Genomic DNA, 22668 nt, shown 5'->3' with positions numbered 1-22668 from the left:
TGAGAGGGGGATTTTTTTGCGCATTAAACAACTTAATAGGACTTATCAAGAGTGATGGAGGGATTGGCCCGATGAAATCCGGCAACCATTAAACAATGTTTAAACGGTGCTAAAGCCAGCAGATTAATTTCTGCACGATAAGAAATTTTCTTGATCAGTCCTTTTCTAATGAAAAGGACTTTTGTACGTTTCGGCTTGAGGAATACACTTTTTAGTAAAGTGTCTGAGTGAAGAAAAAAAATGAAAAATTTCAGGAGGTCAACGAAATGACTAAAGAAAATGATAGCTATTCAATTGAAACGGTAACCTTGCATGGAGGTCAGTCACCCGACCCGACAACAGGCTCGCGGGCAGTGCCCATCTACCAAACCACATCATATGTGTTTCATGATACCGAGCATGCGGAACGCTTATTTGCGTTAGATGAGCCGGGCAATATTTACTCACGCATTGGCAACCCAACTGTAGATGTCTTTGAAAAAAGGATTGCGCTTCTTGAGGAGGGAGTGGCAGCGGTGGGAACTTCCTCTGGTATGGCAGCCATTACCTTGTCCATTCTAAATTTGGCTAGTGCTGGGGATGAGATCGTTGCGGCTACCAACCTGTATGGTGGCACCTACAACCTTTTTGCGGTGACGTTGCCACGCTATGGGATTAAAGTTAGATTTGCTGACCCGACTAATCTTGAATCCTTTAAAGCGGCAATAACAGAAAAAACAAAAGCGGTTTTTGCAGAAATCATTGGTAATCCCAATCTACATGTTTTGGATGTCGAGAATGTTGCCCAGATAGCACATGATCAGGGGATACCATTAATTGTTGATAATACCTTCGCAACACCGTATCTGTGTAAACCGATTCTATTAGGCGCAGATATTGTCGTTCATTCGGCAACAAAATGGATTGGCGGTCATGGTACGACAATCGGTGGTGTAGTGGTTGACGGAGGACGCTTTAATTGGAATTCTGCAAAGTTTCCAACTTTTACTGAACCTGATCAAAGCTACAATGGCATACGCTACGCTAATGATTTTGGCACCTTAGCCTTTATTACCAAGTTACGGGTGCAATTATTAAGAGATTTCGGTGCCTCGTTAAGCCCGTATAATGCTTTTCAATTAATTCAGGGTCTTGAGACCTTACATCTACGGGTGCAACGACATAATGAGAATGCAAATTTGCTTGCAAACTACTTGAAGAATCACCCGGCAGTAGATTGGGTAGATTACCCCGGGTTAGAAGACCACGAATCGTATCAACGCGCCCAGCAAGTACTAAATGGTGGCTACGGCTCAATTATTGTATTTGGCATAAGGGGTGGACGTGAAGCGGGGCAAAGCTTAATCAACAATGTTGCCCTTTGGTCACATGTCGCTAATGTTGGTGATGCGAAGTCATTAATTATTCATCCTGCCTCAACAACCCATCAGCAGCTCTCTAAAGAAGACCTTAAAGCAAGTGGGGTGAAGGAAGAGCTTATCCGTCTGTCGGTAGGTATTGAAGGAATAGAGGATTTAATTCATGACTTAAACCAAGCGCTTCTGAAGGCAACTGATTTAGGGGAGAACACTAAAAAGTCAATTGTTATTAATGATGAAGGTGTCATTAAGTGGGCACTTCAATCACCGAACAAAAAAAATGGCGACCAGCAACAACCGAAAACCATCGCTGTTGTTGGTTTGAGTGGCAAAGAAGGCAGACCAAGCTATCGGTTAGCACGAAAAATGCAACGTCTAGGCTATCAAATCATTCCCGTTAACCCAAGAGAAACGGAAATATTAGGGGAGAAAGCCTATCCAGACTTAAAGTCTGTTCCAGTAGAAATAGATATTGTGCAAGTATTTAGAAGTCCAGAGGCAGCGATTGAAGTTGCCGAGGAGGCAGTGAAGGTTTTACCAAAAGTATTCTGGTTACAAGAAGGGGTTGTCTCACCACAAGCCGCTGAAATAGCAAGCGCTGCTGGTTTAGAGGTTATTCACAATCGTTGCACATATAAAGAAGCCCAACGGTTACGAGGGACAATTGCAACATACGCATGCGAACTATAAGAATGATTTAGGGGGAGATTGAAAGTGAAAAAAGTAAGCTTATTAGGGGTTTTATTAACAGGTTTGTTATTCATAGCAGCATGTGCTCAAGCTTCTGGGGGAGACCACCCAGATACAATTCGATTAGATTATGCGCACTACTCACCTACTAGTCTCGTTTTAAAACAATTTGGCTGGGTAGAAGAAACTTTTGAAGAAGAGGACATTGAAATTGAATGGGTGTTTAGTCAAGGAAGTAATCGTGCTCTTGAATTTTTAAATAGTAATAGTGTTGACTTTGGCTCCACTGCTGGTGCGGCTGCGCTTATTTCAAAGGCTAATGGCTCGCCAATAGAAAATGTATATATTTATTCAAAACCAGAATGGACAGCTTTAGTCACGGGTGAAAATTCGGATGTAAGCTCTATTCAGGACCTCTCAGGTAAAACAGTTGCGGCAACTATTGGTACAGATCCGTATATCTTTTTATTACGAGCACTTGCCCATGAAGGCGTTGATCCAAGTGAGGTGGAGATTGTTAATTTACAGCATGGAGATGGTGCGTCAAGTCTTCTGTCTGGTCAAGTAGATGCATGGGCGGGATTAGATCCACATATGGCAAGAGTTGAGGTGGAAGCAAATGCTAGTCTGTTCTATCGTGAGCCAGATTTTAATACCTATGGATTTTTGAATGTTAGAGAAGCTTTTGCAGAAGAATATCCTGATTACGTTGAACAAATTATTTCTTTATATGAACAAGCAAGGGAATGGATTATTGACAATCCAGAAGAGGCCATTACCCTTCTAGCGACTGAGGCGGAGATTAGCGAAGCGGTAGCAGCCCTTCAATTGGAGCGCAACGACTTTTCAGAACCGATTCCAGGGGATATTCATAGGGAGGCACTTATTGAATCTGGTTACATTTTACAAGAGAGTGAAGTGATTGATGCTGCTGCGGATATTGAGGATTTAGTCGAAGCATTGATTAATCCAGAATATGCAGAACGGACAATTAATTAGCAAGGAGGTGGAAGTCATGGCGAAGGTAAGTAATCAAGTATCATCAAGTTACTTTAGTCGAAAAGAGCACTGGGAATCAAGTCGATGGCACCCTAGGCGGTACGGGCGAATATGGCTAGGATGTCTCTTGCCTGCTCTCATTGTTGTTTTTTGGGAGTTTGCTAGCCGACAAGGGTTAGTCGAAGCCTATCAACTTCCAGCTCCGACTGTTATTCTGACAAAGCTGATTGAGTTAACGCAATCTGGTGAGCTAGCCGGTCACATTTATATTACGGTTTACCGTGTTTTCGCAGGCTTTTTGTTGGGCTCAGTTGTTGCGATTATCTTAGCAGTCTTGGTTGGTTTCTGGCGTAAAGCGGAATATATTTTTGATCCGATTATTCAAGCATTTAGGTCCATTCCCTCACTTGCATGGGTCCCATTATTTATTCTATGGATGGGGATCGGTGAGTCATCGAAGATTACGATGATTTCAGTCGGGGTGTTCTTTCCTGTGTATTTAAACCTAGTAAGCGGCATTTTAACGGTTGATCGTAAATTAATTGAGGTTGGAAAAATGTATAAGCTTAGCTTTCTACAACAGGTCTGGCGTATTGTTCTACCGGCAAGTCTCCCTAGCTTCTTAATAGGCTTGCGTAGTGGGCTAGGGTTAGGCTGGATGTTTGTGGTCGCTGCGGAGTTAATGGGGGCTAGTCAAGGATTAGGTTATCTCCTTGTCCTTGGTCAAAACACACTTTCGCCTGAAACGATTTTGGTTAGTATTGTTTTGTTTGCAATTATTGGTAAGTTATCTGATTGGGTACTCAAGCTGCTGGAAGCACGTCTGTTACGGTGGCAAGATCGTTTTGTAAGGGGGGGTTAGCGGATGGCATTAGTATTGGAACAGGTTTCGCGAACATTTAACCAGGTAAAAGCCGTATCTGATGTAAATTTAACGATTCAAGCAGGTGAAATAGTTGGTTTGCTGGGAACAAGCGGTTGTGGAAAAAGCACCTTGTTACGGGCGATATCTGGTTTGGATCAACACTACACAGGATCAATCGTGTTAAACGATCACGTTATTACAGGTATTCATGATACAATTGGCTTTATTTTCCAAGAGCCCAGGTTACTCCCGTGGCTAGATGTAAAAGCCAATATCACCTTTGGGTTAAAGGGGGCACCAGCTGATGAAATTGAGCGAGCATTAAGATTTATTGACTATGTTGGCTTAACAGGTAAAGAAGCCTTATACCCAAGACAGCTGTCAGGGGGAATGGCACAACGTGTCGCAATTGCGCGAGCGCTGGTTACCAGCCCGGAAACGCTGCTACTTGATGAACCATTCAGTGCATTAGATGCCTTTACCAAAATGCAATTACAGGATTTATTACTCCGTATCTGGCAAAAGTATCAAACGACTATGGTCCTTGTCACACATGATATTGATGAAGCGTTATATCTGTGTGACCGAATTATTATCTTAAAGGGGCAGCCCGGAACTGTTGTGGATGATATTAAGATTAAGCAACAGCGACCAAGAGATCGTGGCTCAGTTGAACTCGCACAATACAAAACAGATATCTTAGCCAAATTAGAAATTAATAATGGCTAGATTTTAAGGGGGATATGATTATGGGGGAAACCATACAGCCTCATGAAGGGGTATACAATTTAACTGATTATTTAAGTCATTATCAATCTTTTAACTGGGATCATTACCATAAGCTTGAAGGTGATGAGAAGATTAACGCGGCCCACCAGACGATTGATGCACATGTAGAGGGGGGATTTGGCGATAAGTTGGCGCTCCATTATATTAATGACGACCATCTTATTTCGTATACATTTCAAGAAGTTAAGCAGCAAATTGATCACTATGTTGCGGTACTCCGTTCGCATCATGTCGAAAAAGGGGATCGTGTCTTTATCTTTTTACCGAAAAACCCAGCTTGTTACTTTGCCATCTTAGCAACAATTCGGATTGGCGCCATCGCTGGTCCTTTGTTTGAAGGTTTTATGGGTGAGGCAGTTCATGATCGAATTGCTGATTGCCATGGTCAGGTGCTAATTACGGATTATGAGTTAGGAAAACGGGTTAATCAGCAAAAACTACCCTCATTACGCCTTACTTTGTATCAAGAAGAAATTGCGCAGCTAAATTTACCGGCTGATCCATATGTTGAGTGGCTTGATCCCGAGGATAGTATGTTAATTCACTATACCAGCGGTTCCACTGGAAAGCCAAAGGGTGTCTTGCATGCCCATCGTTCTTTTGTTCATCACAAGCTATCGGGTAAATGGGTGCTCGATATTAAGGATAGCGATGTTTATTGGTGCACGTCACATCCAGGCTGGGTAACAGGGAGTGTTTATGGCTTATTTGCGCCTTGGTTAAACAGAGCGACTATCGTCATTCAAAGCGGACGATTCAAGGCAACTAATTGGTATGGGATTATTGAAAAATTAGCTGTTACCACTTGGTACAGTGCACCGACTGCTTTTCGGATGTTAATGGCTGAAGGTGAGCTTTATAAAAACTATGATCTAACCTCATTACGGCATATATTAAGTGTCGGTGAACCGCTTAATCCAGAGGTCATCTACTGGACTTATAAGCAGCTTGGATTAAGAATTCATGATACCTGGTGGATGACTGAGACGGGTGGCCATTTAATTGTTAACTTGCCTGCTGAAATCATTAAGCCAGGTTCAATGGGGCGTCCTTTCCCGGGGATTGAGGTAGGCATTCTAAATGATCGTGGCAAAGAGTTACCGCGTGGCGAGATTGGTCAGCTGGCCATTAAGGCACCTTGGCCAGGTCTAATGAAAACGATCTGGAATAACCAAGCCAAATATGATGCCTATTTTAAATATACTGGTTGGTATTTATCCGGTGACCTCGCTTATCAGGATGACGAAGGCTATGTCTTCTTTCAAGGCAGAGATGACGATATGATTAATTCTGCCGGGGAGCGAATCGGACCATTTGAAGTGGAGAGTTCACTGATTGAACACCCTGCAGTTGCTGAAGCGGGTGTTGTCGGTAAGCCCGATCCAGTTAGGGGTGAAATTGTCAAAGCTTTTATTACGTTAACTGCTGATTACATTGCTTCGGATGATTTAATAGAAGAAATTCGTCTCCATGTTAGAGGACGCTTAGCTGCTCATGCTGCTCCAAGAGAAATTGAAGTCGTAACAGAATTGCCGAAAACAAAGATTAGTGGCAAAATACTGCGAAGGGAGTTAAAGCAGTTGGAACTTGACCGCCTATCAGTAGGGTAAGTACCTTTTCTATAAATAATAACTCAGCTTTCGCAGTTAAAAAAAGGTGAACAACTCCAATGTCATCGCATAATAGCTAGAATTAAGGATAGAACTTGACTATTGTCTCTAAATAAACGAGCCTAACTCAGTTTACGCTCAAGGCGTCAATCGATTCGCTCTCACCACAGGCACAAAAGCTACATACGTTTTAGCTCCTTAAGTCGCAAAAACGGTCTAGCTCTAGCCGGGGCATCGCCTCGGGCCTGCAGAAAGCGAAGCTCCCTCACTTCCCAACGCGGAGTCGTTCTTCTGTTACAAAACTTACATGCAATTAAACGTCTATATAAGTATGTAATTGGCTATTTAGACGCTCAGAGCAATGGGTAGACTGTAATTTTACGCTGCGAAAGTTGAGTAATAAAAATTAATATGTAAGGTGTAAGCGCCGGAACCCGGCGTTTTTTTTGTCTGTTAACTGGACGTTACTTATGTGTTAGCTTAGAAGAGTACAATGCATTAAAATAAAACGTGTACAGAAACACGTATTTGTGTACAAATCGTAATCATGCTATGTTGTTTTCAATCGCTGAAATCGTATTGAAATCGGTTTCTTTGTAGATTATATTTAGTGTGTCGAAAGCAGTTTAGGGGAGGTTAAACAATGAAAGATTTTTTTCAGAAGTTAGGTAAATCTTTAATGATGCCGATTTCAATTATTGCAGCAGCGGGTATTTTTCTTGGACTTGGATCTGTCTTGCAGAATCCGGATATTGTAGGAGAGGCATTTGTTTCTTTTACAGCTGTCCAAAATATCATCGGCTTTATTCGAGCGTTAGCAGGTGCGTTGTTTGGTAATTTACCAATATTATTTGCAGTATCAATTGCAATCGGAATGGCAAAAAAAGAAAAGCCAACTGCCGCATTTGCAGCAGTGATTGGTTTTATCATTTTTCACGTCACACTACGCTACATTTTACAGATTAATGGGTTAACAGCTGAGACAACTTCAATTGATTATTTAGTTGGACAAGGCTTATCAGAACTTGAGGCTACTCAGATTAGCTCCCAGTACGAAATGGTTTTAGGTATATTTACATTGAGAATGAATGTTTTTGCCGGTATTTTAACAGGGGGACTTGTCGCAGCACTTCATAACAAGTTTTATAATATTGAGCTTCCTGTGGCAATAAGCTTCTTCGGTGGTAAACGATTTATCCCGATTGTGACAACGGTCGTTGTGCCAGTGCTTGGTTTCATCATGTATTACATTTGGCCGTTTCTGGGCGGCGCTATCGAGTCGCTTGGTAATATCATTGCCAATGCCGGAGTATTCGGAACATTCTTATTTGGATTCCTAGAGCGCTTGCTTATTCCAACTGGCTTGCACCACATTCTTAATCAGCTGGTTCGTTTTACGCCAATTGGGGGGATTGCTACTATTGATGGTGAACAAGTTGTTGGTGCGTTAAATATTTTTAATACAGCATTAGCACAAGAAGTTCTTGATTTTGATTTAATGGCAACAGCAACGCGTTTTCTTGCTCAAGGTAAGGTGCCATTTATGGTCTTTGGTTTGCCAGCAGCAGGCTTTGCCATTATTAAATCGGCAAGAAGTGGCGAGCAAAAGCGTGTGAAAGGCTTATTATATGCAGCTATCCTAGCGTCATTTACAACGGGAATAACTGAGCCGTTAGAATTCTCCTTTATTTTCGTATCGCCAATCTTGTTTGTTTTCCATGCCTTTATGTCAGGTTTGTCATTTATGTTAATGGATCTATTCAATGTGGTTATTGGTAATGTACAAGGAGGTGCGATTGATTTAACCGTATTCGGTATCCTCCAAGGCTCAGGGACAAACTGGTTCTTCGCCGTTATTGTCGGGATTGGTTATGCATTTGCCTACTACTTCTTCTTTAAATATATTATCGAGAAGAAAAATGTTCAAACACCAGGACGCGAAAAGCTGGATGAAGGTGAAGAAGTAGTCATTAAAGATGATGGTAACATAGGTGAAACAATTGTTAACGCACTAGGTGGCGTTGATAATATAGAAGAAATTGAAAATTGCTTTACCCGTCTGCGTTTAGTGTTGAAGGATGCTAATGTTGCAGATGAAAAAGCGCTCAAAAACACCGGGGCTGCGGGTGTCGTTAAGATTGACGATACGCATTTGCAAGTTATTTATGGACCGCAGGTAGAAGGGATTGCACAAAAAGTAAAGGGAGTGCCAGGAAATGAAGAAAAATAATATTGTATTAGTTGGCGGAGGGTCAACATGGACACCAGGTATTTTAAAAGCGATGACAACACATTTAGACCAGTTTGCCTTGAATCGTGTTGTGCTTTACGATGTTGATGCAGAGCGTCAAAATGTAATTGGTGAGTTTGCTAAGATTTTATTTCAAGAAGAAGCACCAGAGGTTGAGGTAGCCTACACGACTGATAAAGAAGTGGCCTATAGAGATGTTGATTTTGTTTTCTGTCAGATGCGCACGGGTGGCTTTAACATGCGTGAGCAGGATGAGAAAATTCCTCTTAGTCTTGGTTTAATTGGTCAGGAAACATGTGGACCTGGTGGGTTCGCCTATGGACTTCGTTCAATTCGTGATATGGTTGAAATGGTTAATGACGTTCGCCGATTAAGTCCAGATGCTTGGATTTTGAATTATACCAATCCAGCAGCCATAGTCGCATTAGCATTAGATCGGATCTTTCCAGATGATAATCGGATTCTAAATATTTGTGATCAGCCAGTTAATCTAATGCGCTCTTATGCAAAATTAATTGATCATGATGTAAATAAATTAGAGCCAACTTATTTTGGTTTAAATCACTTTGGCTGGTTTACAGCTATCTATGATGAAGATGGTAACGATGTTGCACCAAAAATTAAGGAAATTGCCTTGAATGGTGGCTTTAGCCCAGTTGATGCGGAGCAACGTGATCAATCGTGGTTAGACACCTATGCCATGGTTGAAGATATGTTAAAGGATTTCCCAGATTATTTACCTAATACCTATCTACAATACTACCTGTATCCAGAGTATAAGCTTGCTAAGCTTGATCCGCATTTTACTAGAACCGATGAGGTGCGGGCTGGGCGTGAGAAGAAAGTATTTGCTGAGTGTGCACGTATTGTTGAAAACGGAACAGCTTCAGACTCCAGTGTTGTGCATAACGATGCACACGGAGATATGATGGTGGAGGTTGCGGCTTCGATAGCTAACAATCTACGTAAAACATATATTGTGATTGTTAGAAATGATGGTATTGTTGCTAATCTACCAGATGATGTTATGATCGAAGTAGCAGCATCACTGGGCAAGAATGGTCCGGCACCATATGCAGTCGGCCAAATTGATACTTTTTATAAAGGTTTAATCGAAGGGCAGCATGCCTTTGAGAAGTTAACGGTAGAGGCTTATCTTGAAGGTTCATACACGAAAGCATTACAAGCCTTAACCTTGAATCGTACCGTCGTTGATGCGAAAAAAGCACGTCAGGTATTAGATGCCTTAATTGCAGCGAACAAGGATTACTGGCCAGAATTAAAATAGCCTTTTGATAATGGAAGCAGCGCTGTCTGCTTCCTTTTCATTCGTATAAAAAAACGTTTTTAATGAGGTGAGCTAATGAACATTTTAGTAGCAATTGATTCTTTCAAGGGTTCAATGACAAGTGAAGTAGCTAATCAGCACGTACAAGATGCCTTTTGTGATCATAATGTGATCACTTTCCCGATTGCTGATGGTGGAGAAGGGACAGTCTTAGCTTTTACGCAGCTTTTAACCGGTGAGCTTATTACAGAGACTATTACCGGACCAACTGGGGAGTTGATCGACGCGAGTTATGGCTGGGTTGAAAAGGATAAATTGGCTATTATAGAAGTAGCTGAAGGGGCAGGAATCACCAAGGTAGACCCAAGCTTGCTTGACCCGAGGCACCATACCAGCTATGGTGTTGGTGAACAAATCATAGCTGCCCTTAATAAGGGAGCACAGGAAATAATTATTGGATTAGGTGGCAGTGCGACAGTGGATGGTGGAATGGGCCTACTCCAAGCTTTAGGGGTTAAATTTTTTGATCAACAAGGTATGGAAATGACCATGCTTCCAGTGCGCTTAGCTGATATTGGAAGAATTGATCAAGTAAATATTGATCCCCGAGTTAACAGTGTTAAGCTAACGATCGCCTCGGATGTGAGTAACCCGTTACTTGGTAGCAATGGAGCATGTTATGTTTTTGGGCCGCAAAAGGGGTTAGCAATTGAACAACTCAATAGCTACGAGGCTGGCATGCGTCACTTTGCTCAGCTTGTTAATACCGTGACTGGAATTGCTATGCAAAATGAACCAGGGGCTGGTGCAGCAGGTGGAATTGGTTTTGCCTTGTATGCTTTCTTGAATACCTCCTTCCAAAGTGGTTTTTCCTTATTAGCTGATAAAGGTGAGCTGGCGTCATTGATTAAACAAGTGGATTTAGTCATCACTGGTGAGGGTAAATTTGATCAGCAATCATTGAGTGGAAAGGTACCGATTGGGATAAGTCGCTTAGCAAAGGCGTATGATAAGCCGACAATTGTCTTCACAGGTAAGGCCGATAATGGCCTAACGGCACTACCAGAGGAAAATATTCTGGCTGTAATACCTATCGTTGACGAGGCCATTCCGCTAACCGAAGCAATAAAAAATGGCCCGCAACTACTAAAACGAGCAGCTGACCGGACCTTGCGATTAATTATGTGTGGTATTTCGTTAAATAAGTATTAAAGACGAGATTAATTAAGTAATGGATACTAAATCGGTCAGCTGCATCAATACCGCTTACCCTTAATTCAGTTGCGTATCCGTATAATTGATAGGTAGTGAGCTTGGCTAACGGGTTAGTTGAGAAGCCAGTGATACTAAGTGTTTTCGCGCCTGCTACAGTAGCGATTGTTGTCGCCTCAAGCACGTTACTCGTTGTACCACTCATGCTAATGGCAATGGCAAGGTCTTGATCGGATAATAAACTTGCATTGTGCTTCATAACGTGGGGATCAACGAAGATTTGACTATTCTTTCCGACTAATTGAAGTCTAGCATCGAGCTCCTGAGCAGGAAAGCGAGAAAGCCCAACGGCAAAAAAGAGAATCTTATTAGCATTATGTAAACATTCGGCCAGTTCGTTAATGACAGCTTCGTTAACGAGCTGCTTTGTTTTAACGATTTGTTCATCAAGTGGTGTGACTTCTAGGAAATCATGCTTCGTTTGCTTAGCTGCATAAAGTCCTTCTTTAAAATCTGAAAAGCCCTTAAAGCCAAGCTTTTTACAAAGGCGAATAATTGTATTTGGTGCGGTAAAATGGTCCTCTGCGACCTCACGAATGGTTAAATCCTTTATCTTGGTAGCTTGATCAAGCAAATAATCGAGAATCATTTTCTCGGTTTCGTTTAAACGATGTTGATTTTCCTTTAGGTGATCATAAAAATACATCAGCGATACTCCCTCTTCATCATGTCCATTACTAGCATTTTACCATAGATTGAAGACGTTATCATAAAAATATAATTACCTTGCTCGTAGTCATGGCAAATAGACTAGATACTGAAATTAAACGATGTGGTCACGACGGACGGTCTTTTTTTATAAACAGATTTAGAGAACCATGTTTCTAATTCGGATAAGGTCCTTATTCATAAAGGGACCCCTTAAACATATTAATCTTAGTATGTTTAAGAAATAACTAACAGGAATAATGTGATTATCGAAAATAAGTAAGTCAATCTGTTTGCTAATGCTTTTCTCAAATCTACTTGTCATCTTTCTGTTCGATCATGAATTAAAAAATTGTATCTTGATAGGCGCATGCTAGCAAATTTGTCTATCATCTTCATTCAAGCAGATAATAGAAATTAACAGTTGCCATTAACAAAGTTTATTAACAGGCTAATTGAGTCAATTTCATAATTCATATTAACATATGAAAATACGAACATTAAACTTATTATTAAGTCTTTAAACGTAGTTGCTAAAAATAAACACATGAAAAAATCCACTAACTAGCATAGCGTGTCGCATTCAGCAGTCCCTTCGCTTTCACCCACTGGCACAAACGAGACATCTTCGTTTCCTCAGTTTCTCGCTAGCCATGGGCACGGCCTCAGCTAACTTTGTCAAGCACAGAACACTAGACAAAGTGGATCTTCGGCTCGCGCTGGGGTTGCGATTACTCACCCCATCGAAGTGATTTGTTCCCATAGGAGTCTACGGGACTGCTGAATGCTTGATGATAGGTATGCTTACCCCTTCTTTTATTTGTGTGAGCATAAATTGAAAGATTAATTACGTTTAAGTATGTATTAGGACTGTCCATTGGCTGCCGGAACGGATCACTGTTCTAACCTTAATCGTTGCTCTGGTGATCGACTATCATTTTCTTAATGTTCGTATATTCATCTCTTATCAGTAATTATGAAATTGACTCAATTTAGAAAGAAAATAAAGGCTAGCAAGCTATCTCCAGGCCGATAGCCATGTTGAAGTTGCAAAATAGTTAAGCCGAAATCCATTTGCAAATGGGGATAGTCGGGGAAATGACGCCAATCACCACCCCAGTCAAAGCCTAACGCTTTAGCAAGCTCAACCACCTCAAGCCAATCCGATTCGCCATTTTGATTACCATCGTACGCCATGTCCCAAATAATATCACCAGCTTGATTTTGCAATGCAAAGTCAATAGCTAAGCCATAATTATGATAGGATTGCCCTGCTTGGGCGTTAGTAACAATGCTGCCTTCATTAGAACGGCCCTGTTCATACAACTGTTCCTGCTCCTCAAACGAGCGAAACCCATCCGTGATGACAACATCAATGCCAACCTGTTTTGCTTGTGTGATCAAAGTTTCCATGTGCTCAACAATAATTGGGTGTAGCTCACTAGGTTGATTTCGTGATGAAATAAGCTGATAGAATTGCACCGATCTGATCGCAACAACAGCTATTAAGATAGTAAAGCCAACTAACAAGATTTTTTTAACAGTCATAATTATTCCAAGCTTTCTTATAAGAAATATAGTATTTTGATGTGATTGCACTATATCATACTTTCTAAATCATATCATTTATTATTTTAAGGTAACACATTTGAAATCTATTCAATTTCTCGCTATAGTGAGAGGAATAGGAATGGAGGGAATAACATGGAAAAGGATTTGCGAATTAAAAGTCAAGTTTTTGATGACCCGAAGCGTGCACCAAACCGTGCCATGCTTCGTGCAGTTGGGTTAACAGATGAAAGCTTTAAAAAGCCAATGATTGGTGTAGCAAGCACTTGGAGCGAGGTTACTCCTTGTAATATTCATTTGCATGGTTTAGCTGAGCGGGCTAAGGAAGGTGTGCGCCATGCAGGGGGAACACCATTAATATTTAATACAATTACTGTTTCAGATGGCATTTCAATGGGTACGGAAGGGATGCGTTACTCTTTGCCAAGTCGAGATGTTATTGCTGATTCAATTGAAACCGTTGTTGGTGCAGAAAGCTTGGATGGGTTTGTGGCAATCGGTGGCTGTGATAAAAATATTCCTGGTTGTATGATAGCAATTGGTCGAGCAGAGGTACCTGCTGTCTTTGTTTATGGTGGGACAATTGCACCAGGTTACCGTAATGGTGAAAAACTAGATATTGTCTCTGTCTTTGAGGGTGTTGGTAAGCATAATAATGGCGATATCACAGATGAGGAACTACATGGCATTGAATGTGCAGCTTGTCCTGGCGCTGGCTCTTGTGGGGGAATGTACACGGCTAATACGATGGCATCGGCAGTTGAAGCGCTGGGCATGAGCTTACCAGGCAGCTCGTCAAATCCAGCCGAGTCTAAGGATAAATACCTTGACGTAGAAGAAGCGGGAAAAGCTGTTTATCACCTCTTGGAAAAGGAAATATTTCCAAAGGATATTATGACAAAACAAGCTTTTGAAAATGCCATTACAGTCGTGATGGCACTTGGTGGGTCAACAAATGCTGTTCTTCACTTATTGGCAATGGCCCATGCTGTAGATGTAGACCTATCAATTGCTGACTTTGATCGGCTACAGAAGACAGTTCCTCACCTTGCTGACTTGAAACCAAGCGGTAAGTATGTGATGGAGGATCTCTACAAGGTTGGTGGCGTTCAAGCGGTAATGAAGCTCCTGCATGAGAATGGCTATCTCTACGGCGACTGTTTAACCGTTACCGGAAAAACGGTGGCTGAGAATTTGGCACTGGCCCCATCCTTAACTGAGGGACAAACAATTATTCGTCCGTTTTCAAGTCCATATCGTGCAACCGGTCCACTTGTAATTTTAAGAGGTAACCTGGCTCCTAGTGGTGCCGTGGCAAAAGTTTCTGGCGTTAAGGTGAAGCGCCATGTCGGACCTGCGCGAGTATTTGAAAATGAACACGATGCTACAGAAGCTGTGCTTAATAATCAAATTAATGAAGGTGATGTTCTTGTTATTCGTGGTGTAGGGCCAAAAGGTGGTCCAGGCATGCCAGAAATGCTCTCAATATCTGCGATTTTGGTTGGTAAGGGCTTGGGTGAGAAGGTTGCGCTCCTTACCGATGGCCGATTCTCTGGCGGTACACACGGATTAGTCGTCGGACATATTGCGCCAGAAGCACAAAGTGCTGGTCCGATCGCTATTTTACAAGAAGGAGATCAGGTAACGATTGATTCAGAGCGCCAAGAAATCTCAATGGAAGTAACGGAAGCCGAGATTCAAGCACGATTTACAGCATGGCAAGCACCAGCCCTTTATCTCAAAGGCGTATTAGGAAAGTACGCGCATAATGTCTCCTGTTCTTCAATAGGCGCTGTTACCGATCACTTTAAGTCATAAGTTTTTAAAACTTGATGGTTGCTTCACACGGATAACTGATAAGAGAAAAGAGTGAAGCTGAAGAAAAAAATAGTTAACTGATAACGAACGATCTATTTTAATTCATAGATCGTTCGTTAATTCTATCTACTGAACTAATAATGGATGCTCTCAATCGGAAATAATTATCGTAATTCATTAGCTAAAGAGCTGCATCATTTCTATTAGACTAAGAGCGTGGCAGCTTGTTCTCGTACCTAACAGCTACACTTTTTTTGAGATACAGATCTCTTTATTACTGATGTAATACTCAGGTTTCTTATTTGATAACGTTGTCATTAATTACTCGCATTGGAACTAAAATTATTAAAGCTTATCCTCACTAACAATTTATTAATATTTTTAGTAAAAAAAACAATGACATCGAAGTAATTATGTTAATATTTAGTGTTATTATGGAAAGCAGTAAAAATAAAATTAGTTAATGTAGATAATTATTGCTTAATATCTTTTTAACTCAAAGATAAGGAGTCTATGTGTTTGTGAAAAATGATTAATCATAACAAAAAAATATTGACTTTAGTGACAGTTAAAAATATAATAAAATTGAAAAGTAAAATTTAACTAAAATAAGTGTTTGGTTACGGAAATCAATAACGCTTATTTTTACCCAATGTATGTAAGCGTTAACATAACTATTAGGAAGGTGGAACTATGAACAGCAGATGTTTTTCATTATTTAAAATGCTATTAAGTTGTGTCGTCATCTTTCTTGTTGTCGCTGGTAGCATTATAGTCAATGCGGAAAGTCAATTGGAAGATCGTCAGAATTACTTGGACTATATAGCATCATATCAAGGTGCATCCTTTCCAGAAAATGAAATTGTAATAGAGGCGAGCGATTACATTAATGCTTCAGAAACGGTTAAAACCTTTGAAAATTTCAAAGATGAAGCTGGAGTAAGTATTTTAAGTGAAGAAGAAGGAACGGTTGCCTGGGAGGTTACCATAAATCAAGCTGGGCTGTATAGTATTGAATTGGATTACTATCCTATTGAAGGCAAGGGCATGAATATTGTGAGAGAGCTACTTATCAATGGAGAGCGACCGTTTGAAGAAGCAAATTACATCTCATTTAGCCGAGTTTGGCAGGATGCCAATCCAATTCAAACAGATCAACGGGATAATGAACGCCGACCTTCGCAAATTGAAGCACCAAGCTGGCAAACGCGATTTTTTGAAGATGATATGGGTTATGTTGCTGATCCGTATCTGTTCTATTTTGAAGCGGGTGTAAATACAATTGAACTTATTTCTATTCAAGATTTTATGGTCATTAGACGCCTTACGCTCAAGCAAATGGACGAAATTCCTACATATGAAGAAGCACTAAGCCATTACAAAGAGCAAAATTATCCGATTGTCACGCTAACAGAGCCAATTAAAATTCAAGCAGAGCATGCTAAGTATAAGTCGGATGCTATGCTTTATCCAACCTTTGATCGATCGTCACCTGCTACTGAGCCTAGCCATCCTTCAAAAATTCGATTAAACACGATTGGTGGTGAGAATTGGAAGGAGGTCGGCCAATGGTTAAGCTGGGAAGTTGATGTTCCAGAAAGTGGCTTGTATCAACTTGGTGTAAAGTTCTGGCAAAATTTCAAAAGTGGTCGCTATGTAGCGCGGACATTAAGAATTAATGATGAAATCCCATTCCGTGAGATGCAGAATATTGGCTTTAACTATGGTGCGAGTTGGGAAATGAAAACATTTGGTCAGGATGATCCATTTCTCTTTTACCTTGAAGAAGGAACGAATACGCTGACTTTGGAGGTATCACTTGGTGAGCTTTCAGAAACCATTCGCACAGTTGAAGAAAGTGTTTTTGCGCTTAATTTTGCCTATCGCCAAATGCTCATGATTATTGGTGGTTCGCCAGATATTTTTCGAGATTACCAGTTAGCCCAACGATTGCCTGAGGTAATCGCATTACTTGGTGAGCAACGCGATATCCTTAACGACGTATCAAGTTATTTATCTGATACTAGTGGGCAACGTGGTTTAACAACCTCAGTACTAGATACGTTGGTCGTACAATTGGATCGCATGCATCGTGATCCTGATAGTATACCTGATCGTTGGAGCTCATTTAGGTCTAATATTTCTTCATTAGGTGCATGGGTTTTGGAAATGCAAGAGCAACCATTGCAGTTAGACTACTTGTTTGCTTACTCTAATAACTTAACTGAACCTGAACCGTCTGCAAATTTATTACAAAGTATGAATTATAATATCCGGTCATTTTTTGCCTCTTTTACTGAGGATTATTCAAGTATTGGAGACGCTGACCATGATGCAGTAAAGGTTTGGGTAAATAATAGAGATTACGGTAACATCATTAATGCTTTAGTTGAAAGTGATTTCAATTTAAATTCTGACGTTAATGTAAATATTGAAATTGTTGAGAGTCAAACGCTATTACCAGCTACGCTAGCTGGAGAAGGACCTGATGTTGCTTTGCAGGTTGGGATTGGTGATCCGGTTAATTATGCTGTTCGAAATGCAGTTGTCGATTTGTCCCAATTCGCTGATTTTAATTCGGTGAGCGATCGATTCGCATCAAGTGCAATTACACCGTATCGTTTTAATGGAGGTGTCTATGCTCTTCCTGAAACGCAAACTTTTCCAATGATGTTTTATCGTACTGACATTTTTAACGAATTAGAAGTAGAAGCACCGAATACGTGGTCGGATCTTTATCAAATTATGCCACATATCCAAAAAAACAATATGAACATTGGGATTCCAATTAATGGCGTATCAGGTACAGGAAACGTTCAAGGGATCGAGTCGACTTTGTCATCCTACGCCATGTTTTTATATCAGAACAATGGTCAACTTTATTCTGAGCAAGGTGAGGTATCTCAGTTAGATCATGAAGAAGCTATCCATGCTTTTCGTGACTGGACATCTTTATACGTGAATTATTCGATTCCAGTTCAATATGATTTTGCCAATCGATTTAGAACTGGGGAAATGCCAGTTGGTATTGCTGATTACTCCACTTACAATTATTTATCTGTGTTTGCTCCTGAATTGCGTGGGATGTGGGAAATGATTCCTGTACCTGGAACGATTCAAGCAGATGGCTCAGTGGATCGCTCTGTTAGTAGCTCTGGGGTTGCGAGCATTATTTTGCAAACATCTGATAAACAAGATGATGCATGGGAATTTTTAAAATGGTGGACTTCGGCAGAGGTGCAAGCGAATTTCGGTAAAGAGCTTGAAAGTATTATTGGTGTTGCTGCACGATATGCAACTGCTAATCAAGAAGCCGCCGAGTTACTTGGATGGACTGCGAGCGTCTATCATAATTTACTGGAGCAGTGGGATTGGGTGGTGGGAAACCCAGAAGTACCAGGAGGCTATTTTACCCCACGTCATATTGAGAACGCATTCAGAAAAGTTTATAACGAGCTTGATGATCCTAGAGAAACAATTCTTGATTATACCGATATTATTAATTTGGAAATTGAGCATAAGCGACGTGAGTTTGGCTTAACAGATTGAGAGGAGGCTACCATATGCAAATTGAACAGATTAGTACTAAGGAAGAAAAGAAACAAGCTCAATTTCTTCCCATTCTAAAACGCAAACTATCATTATTAGGCAGTGAAATGAAGAAGAATAAGCTATCCTATTTGTTTCTTGCACCTTTTGGGATTATCTTTTTTACGTTTTATTTATTGCCTGTTATAATTTCTGTCTTCTTTAGCTTTACTTATTACAATGTCCTAGAGTCACCGCAATTTATTGGCTGGCAAAACTATTTAAATCTATTTTTATCAGATGATTTATTCCTACAATCGATTAAGGTAACGTTTTTATTCGCTTTTATAACGGGACCAATTAGTTATTTCGCCTCGTTTTTCTTTGCTTGGTTTATTAATGAATTGCCGAGGCGTATTCGTGCCGTTCTTGTGGTTATCTTTTATGCGCCTTCCTTGTCAGGTCAGGTCTTTGTCGTGTGGAGCATTATTTTCAGTGGCGATCAGTATGGCTACATCAATGGTTTTCTAATGGAAATTGGCATTATTTCTGAACCGATTCAGTGGTTTAATAATCCTGAATTTATTATGCCGACGTTAATGATTGTTATCCTATGGACGAGTATCGGTGCTGGCTTTTTAGCCTTTGTAGCTGGTTTGCAGACGTTGGATCAGAGTTTGTTCGAGGCTGGTTATGTAGAAGGAATAAAGAATCGTTGGCAAGAGTTGTGGTTTATTACCTTACCACAAATGAAGCCGCAACTTTTGTTCGGTGCAATTATGACCATCACACAATCATTCGCCATTCACGATGTAATTGTACCACTAGCAGGATTTCCAACGACTGATTATGCAGCACATACGGTCGTGTCGCATCTCGTTGATTATGGAACAATTCGTTTTGAAATGGGCTATGCTTCGGCAATTGCAACGATTCTCTTTATTGTGATGGTTGGTAGTAATGTCATTATTCAAAAATTACTTGGAAAGGTAGGGACTTAAATGGTGTCGATATCAAAACGAAGAACGCCAAACCGGTCGCGCTTTGGTGATCTGACAAATATACTAGTTCTGATTGGTTTTGCGGCATTCATGGCCTTACCCCTCGTATTTGCAGTAAACAATGCGTTCAAGCCGTTAGAAGAATTATTTCAGTTTCCACCTAGATTCTTAGTTAGAAATCCAACGCTCGACAATGTTCGTGATTTATTTGCATTAATGAATGCGTCTTGGGTGCCATTTACGCGTTATATGTTCAATACTGTGTTTATTACCTTGATCGGAACAGTTTTTCATATTATCGTTGCTTCAATGGCAGCCTATGTGCTGGCAAAGCATCAATTTCCGGGTAAAAATTTATTTTTCAATATTGTCATTATGGCATTAATGTTTTCGCCACATGTAACGGCGATTCCGAATTATCTTATTATGTCTCGCCTTGGTTGGGTAGATACATATAACGCTCTAGTAGTCCCGGCGATTGCGGCTCCCCTAGGGGTGTTTTTGATGAAACAGTTTATGGAACAGATTCCGGTTTCCTTATTAGAATCGGCTCGAATAGACGGAGCGAACGAGTTTATTGTTTTTTTTAGAGTGGCAATGCCACTCGTAAAGCCGGCGTGGTTAACTCTGTTAATTTTTTCCTTTCAAGGACTTTGGAACCTTGATGGTGGGACATTTGTATACAGCGAGGAACTAAAAACATTACCAACTGCTTTACAACAAATTGTCGCAACTGGTTTTTCTAGAGCTGGTGCAGCCTCTGCAATTGCGCTGTTTATGATGATCGTACCATTGGTCGTCTTCATTATTAGTCAAAATAACGTTATTGAAACGATGTCGACCTCAGGAATCAAGGAATAGGGAGGGTGTCAGAAATGAATAGAATAAATATCCGACGTGTTCTGTTACTGGTTATTATGATAATGCTCTTGGATCCCTTCTTTCCAATAATTAAAGCGCGAGTGGCATACGAAAGCTATACGTATAATTATTGGCTTGATCCAGTACCGAGTCCACATCCTTATGTGCCTGTTGAAGAGTTATCAGGAGAATTATTAGGGGTGGGGGACTTTGATACACCTAGCGATTTGTTTGTCGCGCATAATGGCTTTATATATATAGCAGATACCAACAATAATCGAATTGTCTGGTTTGACCAGTCGTTTAATTTTATTAATGAGCTGCAAACATTTGGTGACAATGATAGTTTTAATGCTCCACAAGGTGTTTATGTTACCGAAGATAATCATATTTATGTTGCCGATACAGAAAATCGTAGAATCGTTCAATTTGATCAACATGCTGACTATGTCCGATCGTTTGATCGTCCCGTGACAGATTTAATTAGTGACACAACTTCATTTCGGCCAACCAAGGTTGTTGTCGATGGTGCAGATCGTATTTATGCTTTGGCAATTGGTATTAACTCAGGGATTGTTGAAATTAATCCAGATGGTACCTTTCAAGGTTTTATGGGTGCATCGGAGGTTAATATTACACCGTTAGAATATGTTTGGCGACGGTTTATTGCGACGGATGAGCAACGACAACGAATGGGACTAATTTTACCAACAGAATATAACAATCTTTATTTAGATAATGAAGAGTTTATTTTCGTAACGCGGGGAAGCGTAGGGCTTAGTGATTATGGGACTGATGTCATTAGACGATTAAATCCTACTGGTGTAAATGTCCTTAGGCAATTTGGTTACGGTGATCCAATTGGTGACTATTTCTCAAGGCGCAATCCTAATATAACCCGTTTTAATGATATAACGGTTACTGACTACCAAGTCTATACTGCACTTGATGGCAGTAATGGCAAATTATTTGCTTATGATTATGATGGTCACTTGTTGTATGTTTTCGGTGGGAATGGTAATCGATTCGGTAATTTTAGAAGTGCTGTAGCGGTAGATCAATATGAAGAGATGTTATATGTCTTGGACGACAACAAGAACACGATTACTACCTTCTCCATGACCGATTATGGTGAAATGGTCCATAGCGCAATTCGGTTACATTATGAAGGGCGCTATCAAGAGGTTGAACAAAGGTGGAAAGAAGTCCTAAAATTAAATGCTAATGCCGATATTGCTTACATTGGGTTAGGAAAAGCACAGTTACGGCGTGGAGAGTATCAAGAAGCCATGCAAAACTTAGAACTTGCTCATGATCGAAATAACTATACCAAAGCATTTGCTCATTATCGACGTGAATGGATGATTGAACATTTTACTGTGATTATGACAACAACAGTCATCTTAATTCTTCTCCTCTTGTTCATTAACTATGTAAGAAAGCTGAGAAAGCGTTGGCTGGTAAAGGAGGTTAAGAGATAATGCGTAGTTACTTAGCGGAGCTTAAATATAGTTTGCACGTTGTAGTAAGACCTTTTGATGGATTTTGGGACTTACAACGTGAACAACGTGGATCATTACGGGCTGCATTAACAATTGTCTTACTTACTATTGCAACGTATATCTTCCGCAGACAATACACAGGATTTCTGTTCAATTACAATCAGATTACCCGGTTAAACATTGTTCTTGAGGTTATCAGTGTGCTTCTCCCATTTTTATTGTGGTGTGTCGCTAACTGGTGTTTAACAACGTTGGCAGATGGTGAAGGGACTTTTATTGAAATCTTTAATGCGACAGCATATGCCTTGACACCAATTGTCTTAATTAACCTGCCGTTAATTCCGATTAGTTACTTAATTACAAGTGAGGAAGGCGCATTTTATTACTTTTTTCTAACGATTTCATTAATATGGACGGTTTGTTTAATTATATTAAGTACGATGATTACCCATCAATATAGTATGAAGAAAACGTTTTTAACGATTACCGGTATCTTAATTGGTATGGCTGTAATGGTGTTTATTGGGCTATTGTTCACAAGTGTTATTCAACAGATTTTCGGTTTCTTTTATGTTATATATCGCGAAATTGTTTTTAGGTTTTAAGGAAGTGGGGGTAT

Annotated in this window: 16 protein-coding genes and 1 riboswitch; of the genes, 14 read left to right on the top strand and 2 right to left on the bottom strand. The window is 40.4% G+C overall.

Features of this window, described 5'->3' with window-relative positions; genetic code table 11:
- The first annotated feature begins 39 nt into the window (after nt 1–39).
- Nucleotides 40–144: riboswitch (SAM riboswitch) on the top strand.
- A gap of 122 nt (nt 145–266) precedes the next feature.
- The 8 genes from BM000_RS03480 to BM000_RS03445 all read left to right on the top strand — a co-directional run bounded on the left by BM000_RS03480 (nt 267) and on the right by BM000_RS03445 (nt 11062).
- Complete coding sequence (locus BM000_RS03480) at nt 267–2048, top strand: PLP-dependent aspartate aminotransferase family protein (RefSeq protein ID WP_091494851.1); 1782 nt, start codon at nt 267–269, stop codon at nt 2046–2048.
- Nucleotides 2049–2072: 24 nt separating this feature from the next.
- Entirely contained in the window at nt 2073–3047 is a 975-nt protein-coding gene (locus BM000_RS03475) for an aliphatic sulfonate ABC transporter substrate-binding protein (protein WP_091494849.1), read from the top strand.
- 16 nt (nt 3048–3063) lie between these two features.
- Complete coding sequence (locus tag BM000_RS03470) at nt 3064–3909, top strand: ABC transporter permease (protein WP_091494847.1); 846 nt, start codon at nt 3064–3066, stop codon at nt 3907–3909.
- Between the two features lie 3 nt (nt 3910–3912).
- Nucleotides 3913–4641, top strand: coding sequence for an ABC transporter ATP-binding protein (locus BM000_RS03465; protein WP_091494845.1), 729 nt, complete (start codon nt 3913–3915; stop codon nt 4639–4641).
- A 20-nt stretch (nt 4642–4661) separates the two neighbouring features.
- Nucleotides 4662–6311: an AMP-binding protein gene (locus tag BM000_RS03460; protein WP_091494843.1), complete on the top strand. Its 1650-nt coding sequence runs from the start codon at nt 4662–4664 to the stop codon at nt 6309–6311.
- A gap of 643 nt (nt 6312–6954) precedes the next feature.
- Entirely contained in the window at nt 6955–8541 is a 1587-nt protein-coding gene (locus tag BM000_RS03455; protein WP_091494841.1) for a PTS transporter subunit EIIC, read from the top strand.
- Nucleotides 8528–9850 carry a 6-phospho-alpha-glucosidase gene (locus tag BM000_RS03450; RefSeq protein WP_091494839.1) on the top strand — a complete coding sequence of 441 codons (1323 nt, stop codon included), beginning with the start codon at nt 8528–8530 and terminating at the stop codon, nt 9848–9850. Before BM000_RS03455 ends, BM000_RS03450 begins: the two co-directional genes overlap by 14 nt.
- A 75-nt stretch (nt 9851–9925) precedes the next feature.
- A complete protein-coding gene (locus BM000_RS03445; RefSeq protein WP_091494837.1) occupies nt 9926–11062 on the top strand; it encodes a glycerate kinase family protein in 1137 nt (378 codons plus the stop codon).
- Here the strand turns inward: BM000_RS03445 and BM000_RS03440 are convergent.
- Nucleotides 11031–11768, bottom strand: coding sequence for a MurR/RpiR family transcriptional regulator (locus BM000_RS03440; protein WP_091494835.1), 738 nt, complete (start codon nt 11766–11768; stop codon nt 11031–11033). The genes BM000_RS03445 and BM000_RS03440 overlap by 32 nt on opposite strands.
- A 989-nt stretch (nt 11769–12757) precedes the next feature.
- Complete coding sequence (locus BM000_RS03435) at nt 12758–13318, bottom strand: M15 family metallopeptidase (RefSeq protein WP_091495045.1); 561 nt, start codon at nt 13316–13318, stop codon at nt 12758–12760.
- Between the two features lie 156 nt (nt 13319–13474).
- On the opposite strand from BM000_RS03435, the gene ilvD reads away from it, so the two are divergent.
- From ilvD to BM000_RS03405, 6 genes are all read left to right on the top strand, one after another.
- Nucleotides 13475–15157, top strand: a complete 1683-nt coding sequence (gene ilvD / locus BM000_RS03430) for a dihydroxy-acid dehydratase (protein ID WP_091494834.1) — start codon at nt 13475–13477, stop codon at nt 15155–15157.
- 693 nt (nt 15158–15850) lie between these two features.
- Complete coding sequence (locus BM000_RS03425; RefSeq protein ID WP_091494832.1) at nt 15851–18706, top strand: extracellular solute-binding protein; 2856 nt, start codon at nt 15851–15853, stop codon at nt 18704–18706.
- 107 nt (nt 18707–18813) lie between these two features.
- On the top strand, nt 18814–19686 hold the full coding sequence (locus BM000_RS03420) for a carbohydrate ABC transporter permease (RefSeq protein ID WP_245751568.1): 873 nt from the start codon (nt 18814–18816) through the stop codon (nt 19684–19686).
- Nucleotides 19687–20547, top strand: coding sequence for a carbohydrate ABC transporter permease (locus BM000_RS03415; protein ID WP_091494828.1), 861 nt, complete (start codon nt 19687–19689; stop codon nt 20545–20547).
- Nucleotides 20548–20561: 14 nt separating this feature from the next.
- The gene (locus BM000_RS03410; protein ID WP_091494826.1) at nt 20562–22028 is read left to right on the top strand and encodes a hypothetical protein; all 1467 of its coding nucleotides are present in this window, start codon (nt 20562–20564) and stop codon (nt 22026–22028) included.
- Nucleotides 22028–22654, top strand: coding sequence for a Yip1 family protein (locus BM000_RS03405; protein ID WP_091494824.1), 627 nt, complete (start codon nt 22028–22030; stop codon nt 22652–22654). Before BM000_RS03410 ends, BM000_RS03405 begins: the two co-directional genes overlap by 1 nt.
- Nucleotides 22655–22668 lie beyond the last annotated feature (14 nt).

The organism is Amphibacillus marinus (genome assembly GCF_900110345.1).
Lineage (GTDB): Bacteria > Bacillota > Bacilli > Bacillales > Amphibacillaceae > Amphibacillus_D > Amphibacillus_D marinus.
The sequence above is the reverse complement of the archived record's forward strand: the minus strand, read 5'-3'. Positions and strand labels throughout refer to the sequence as shown.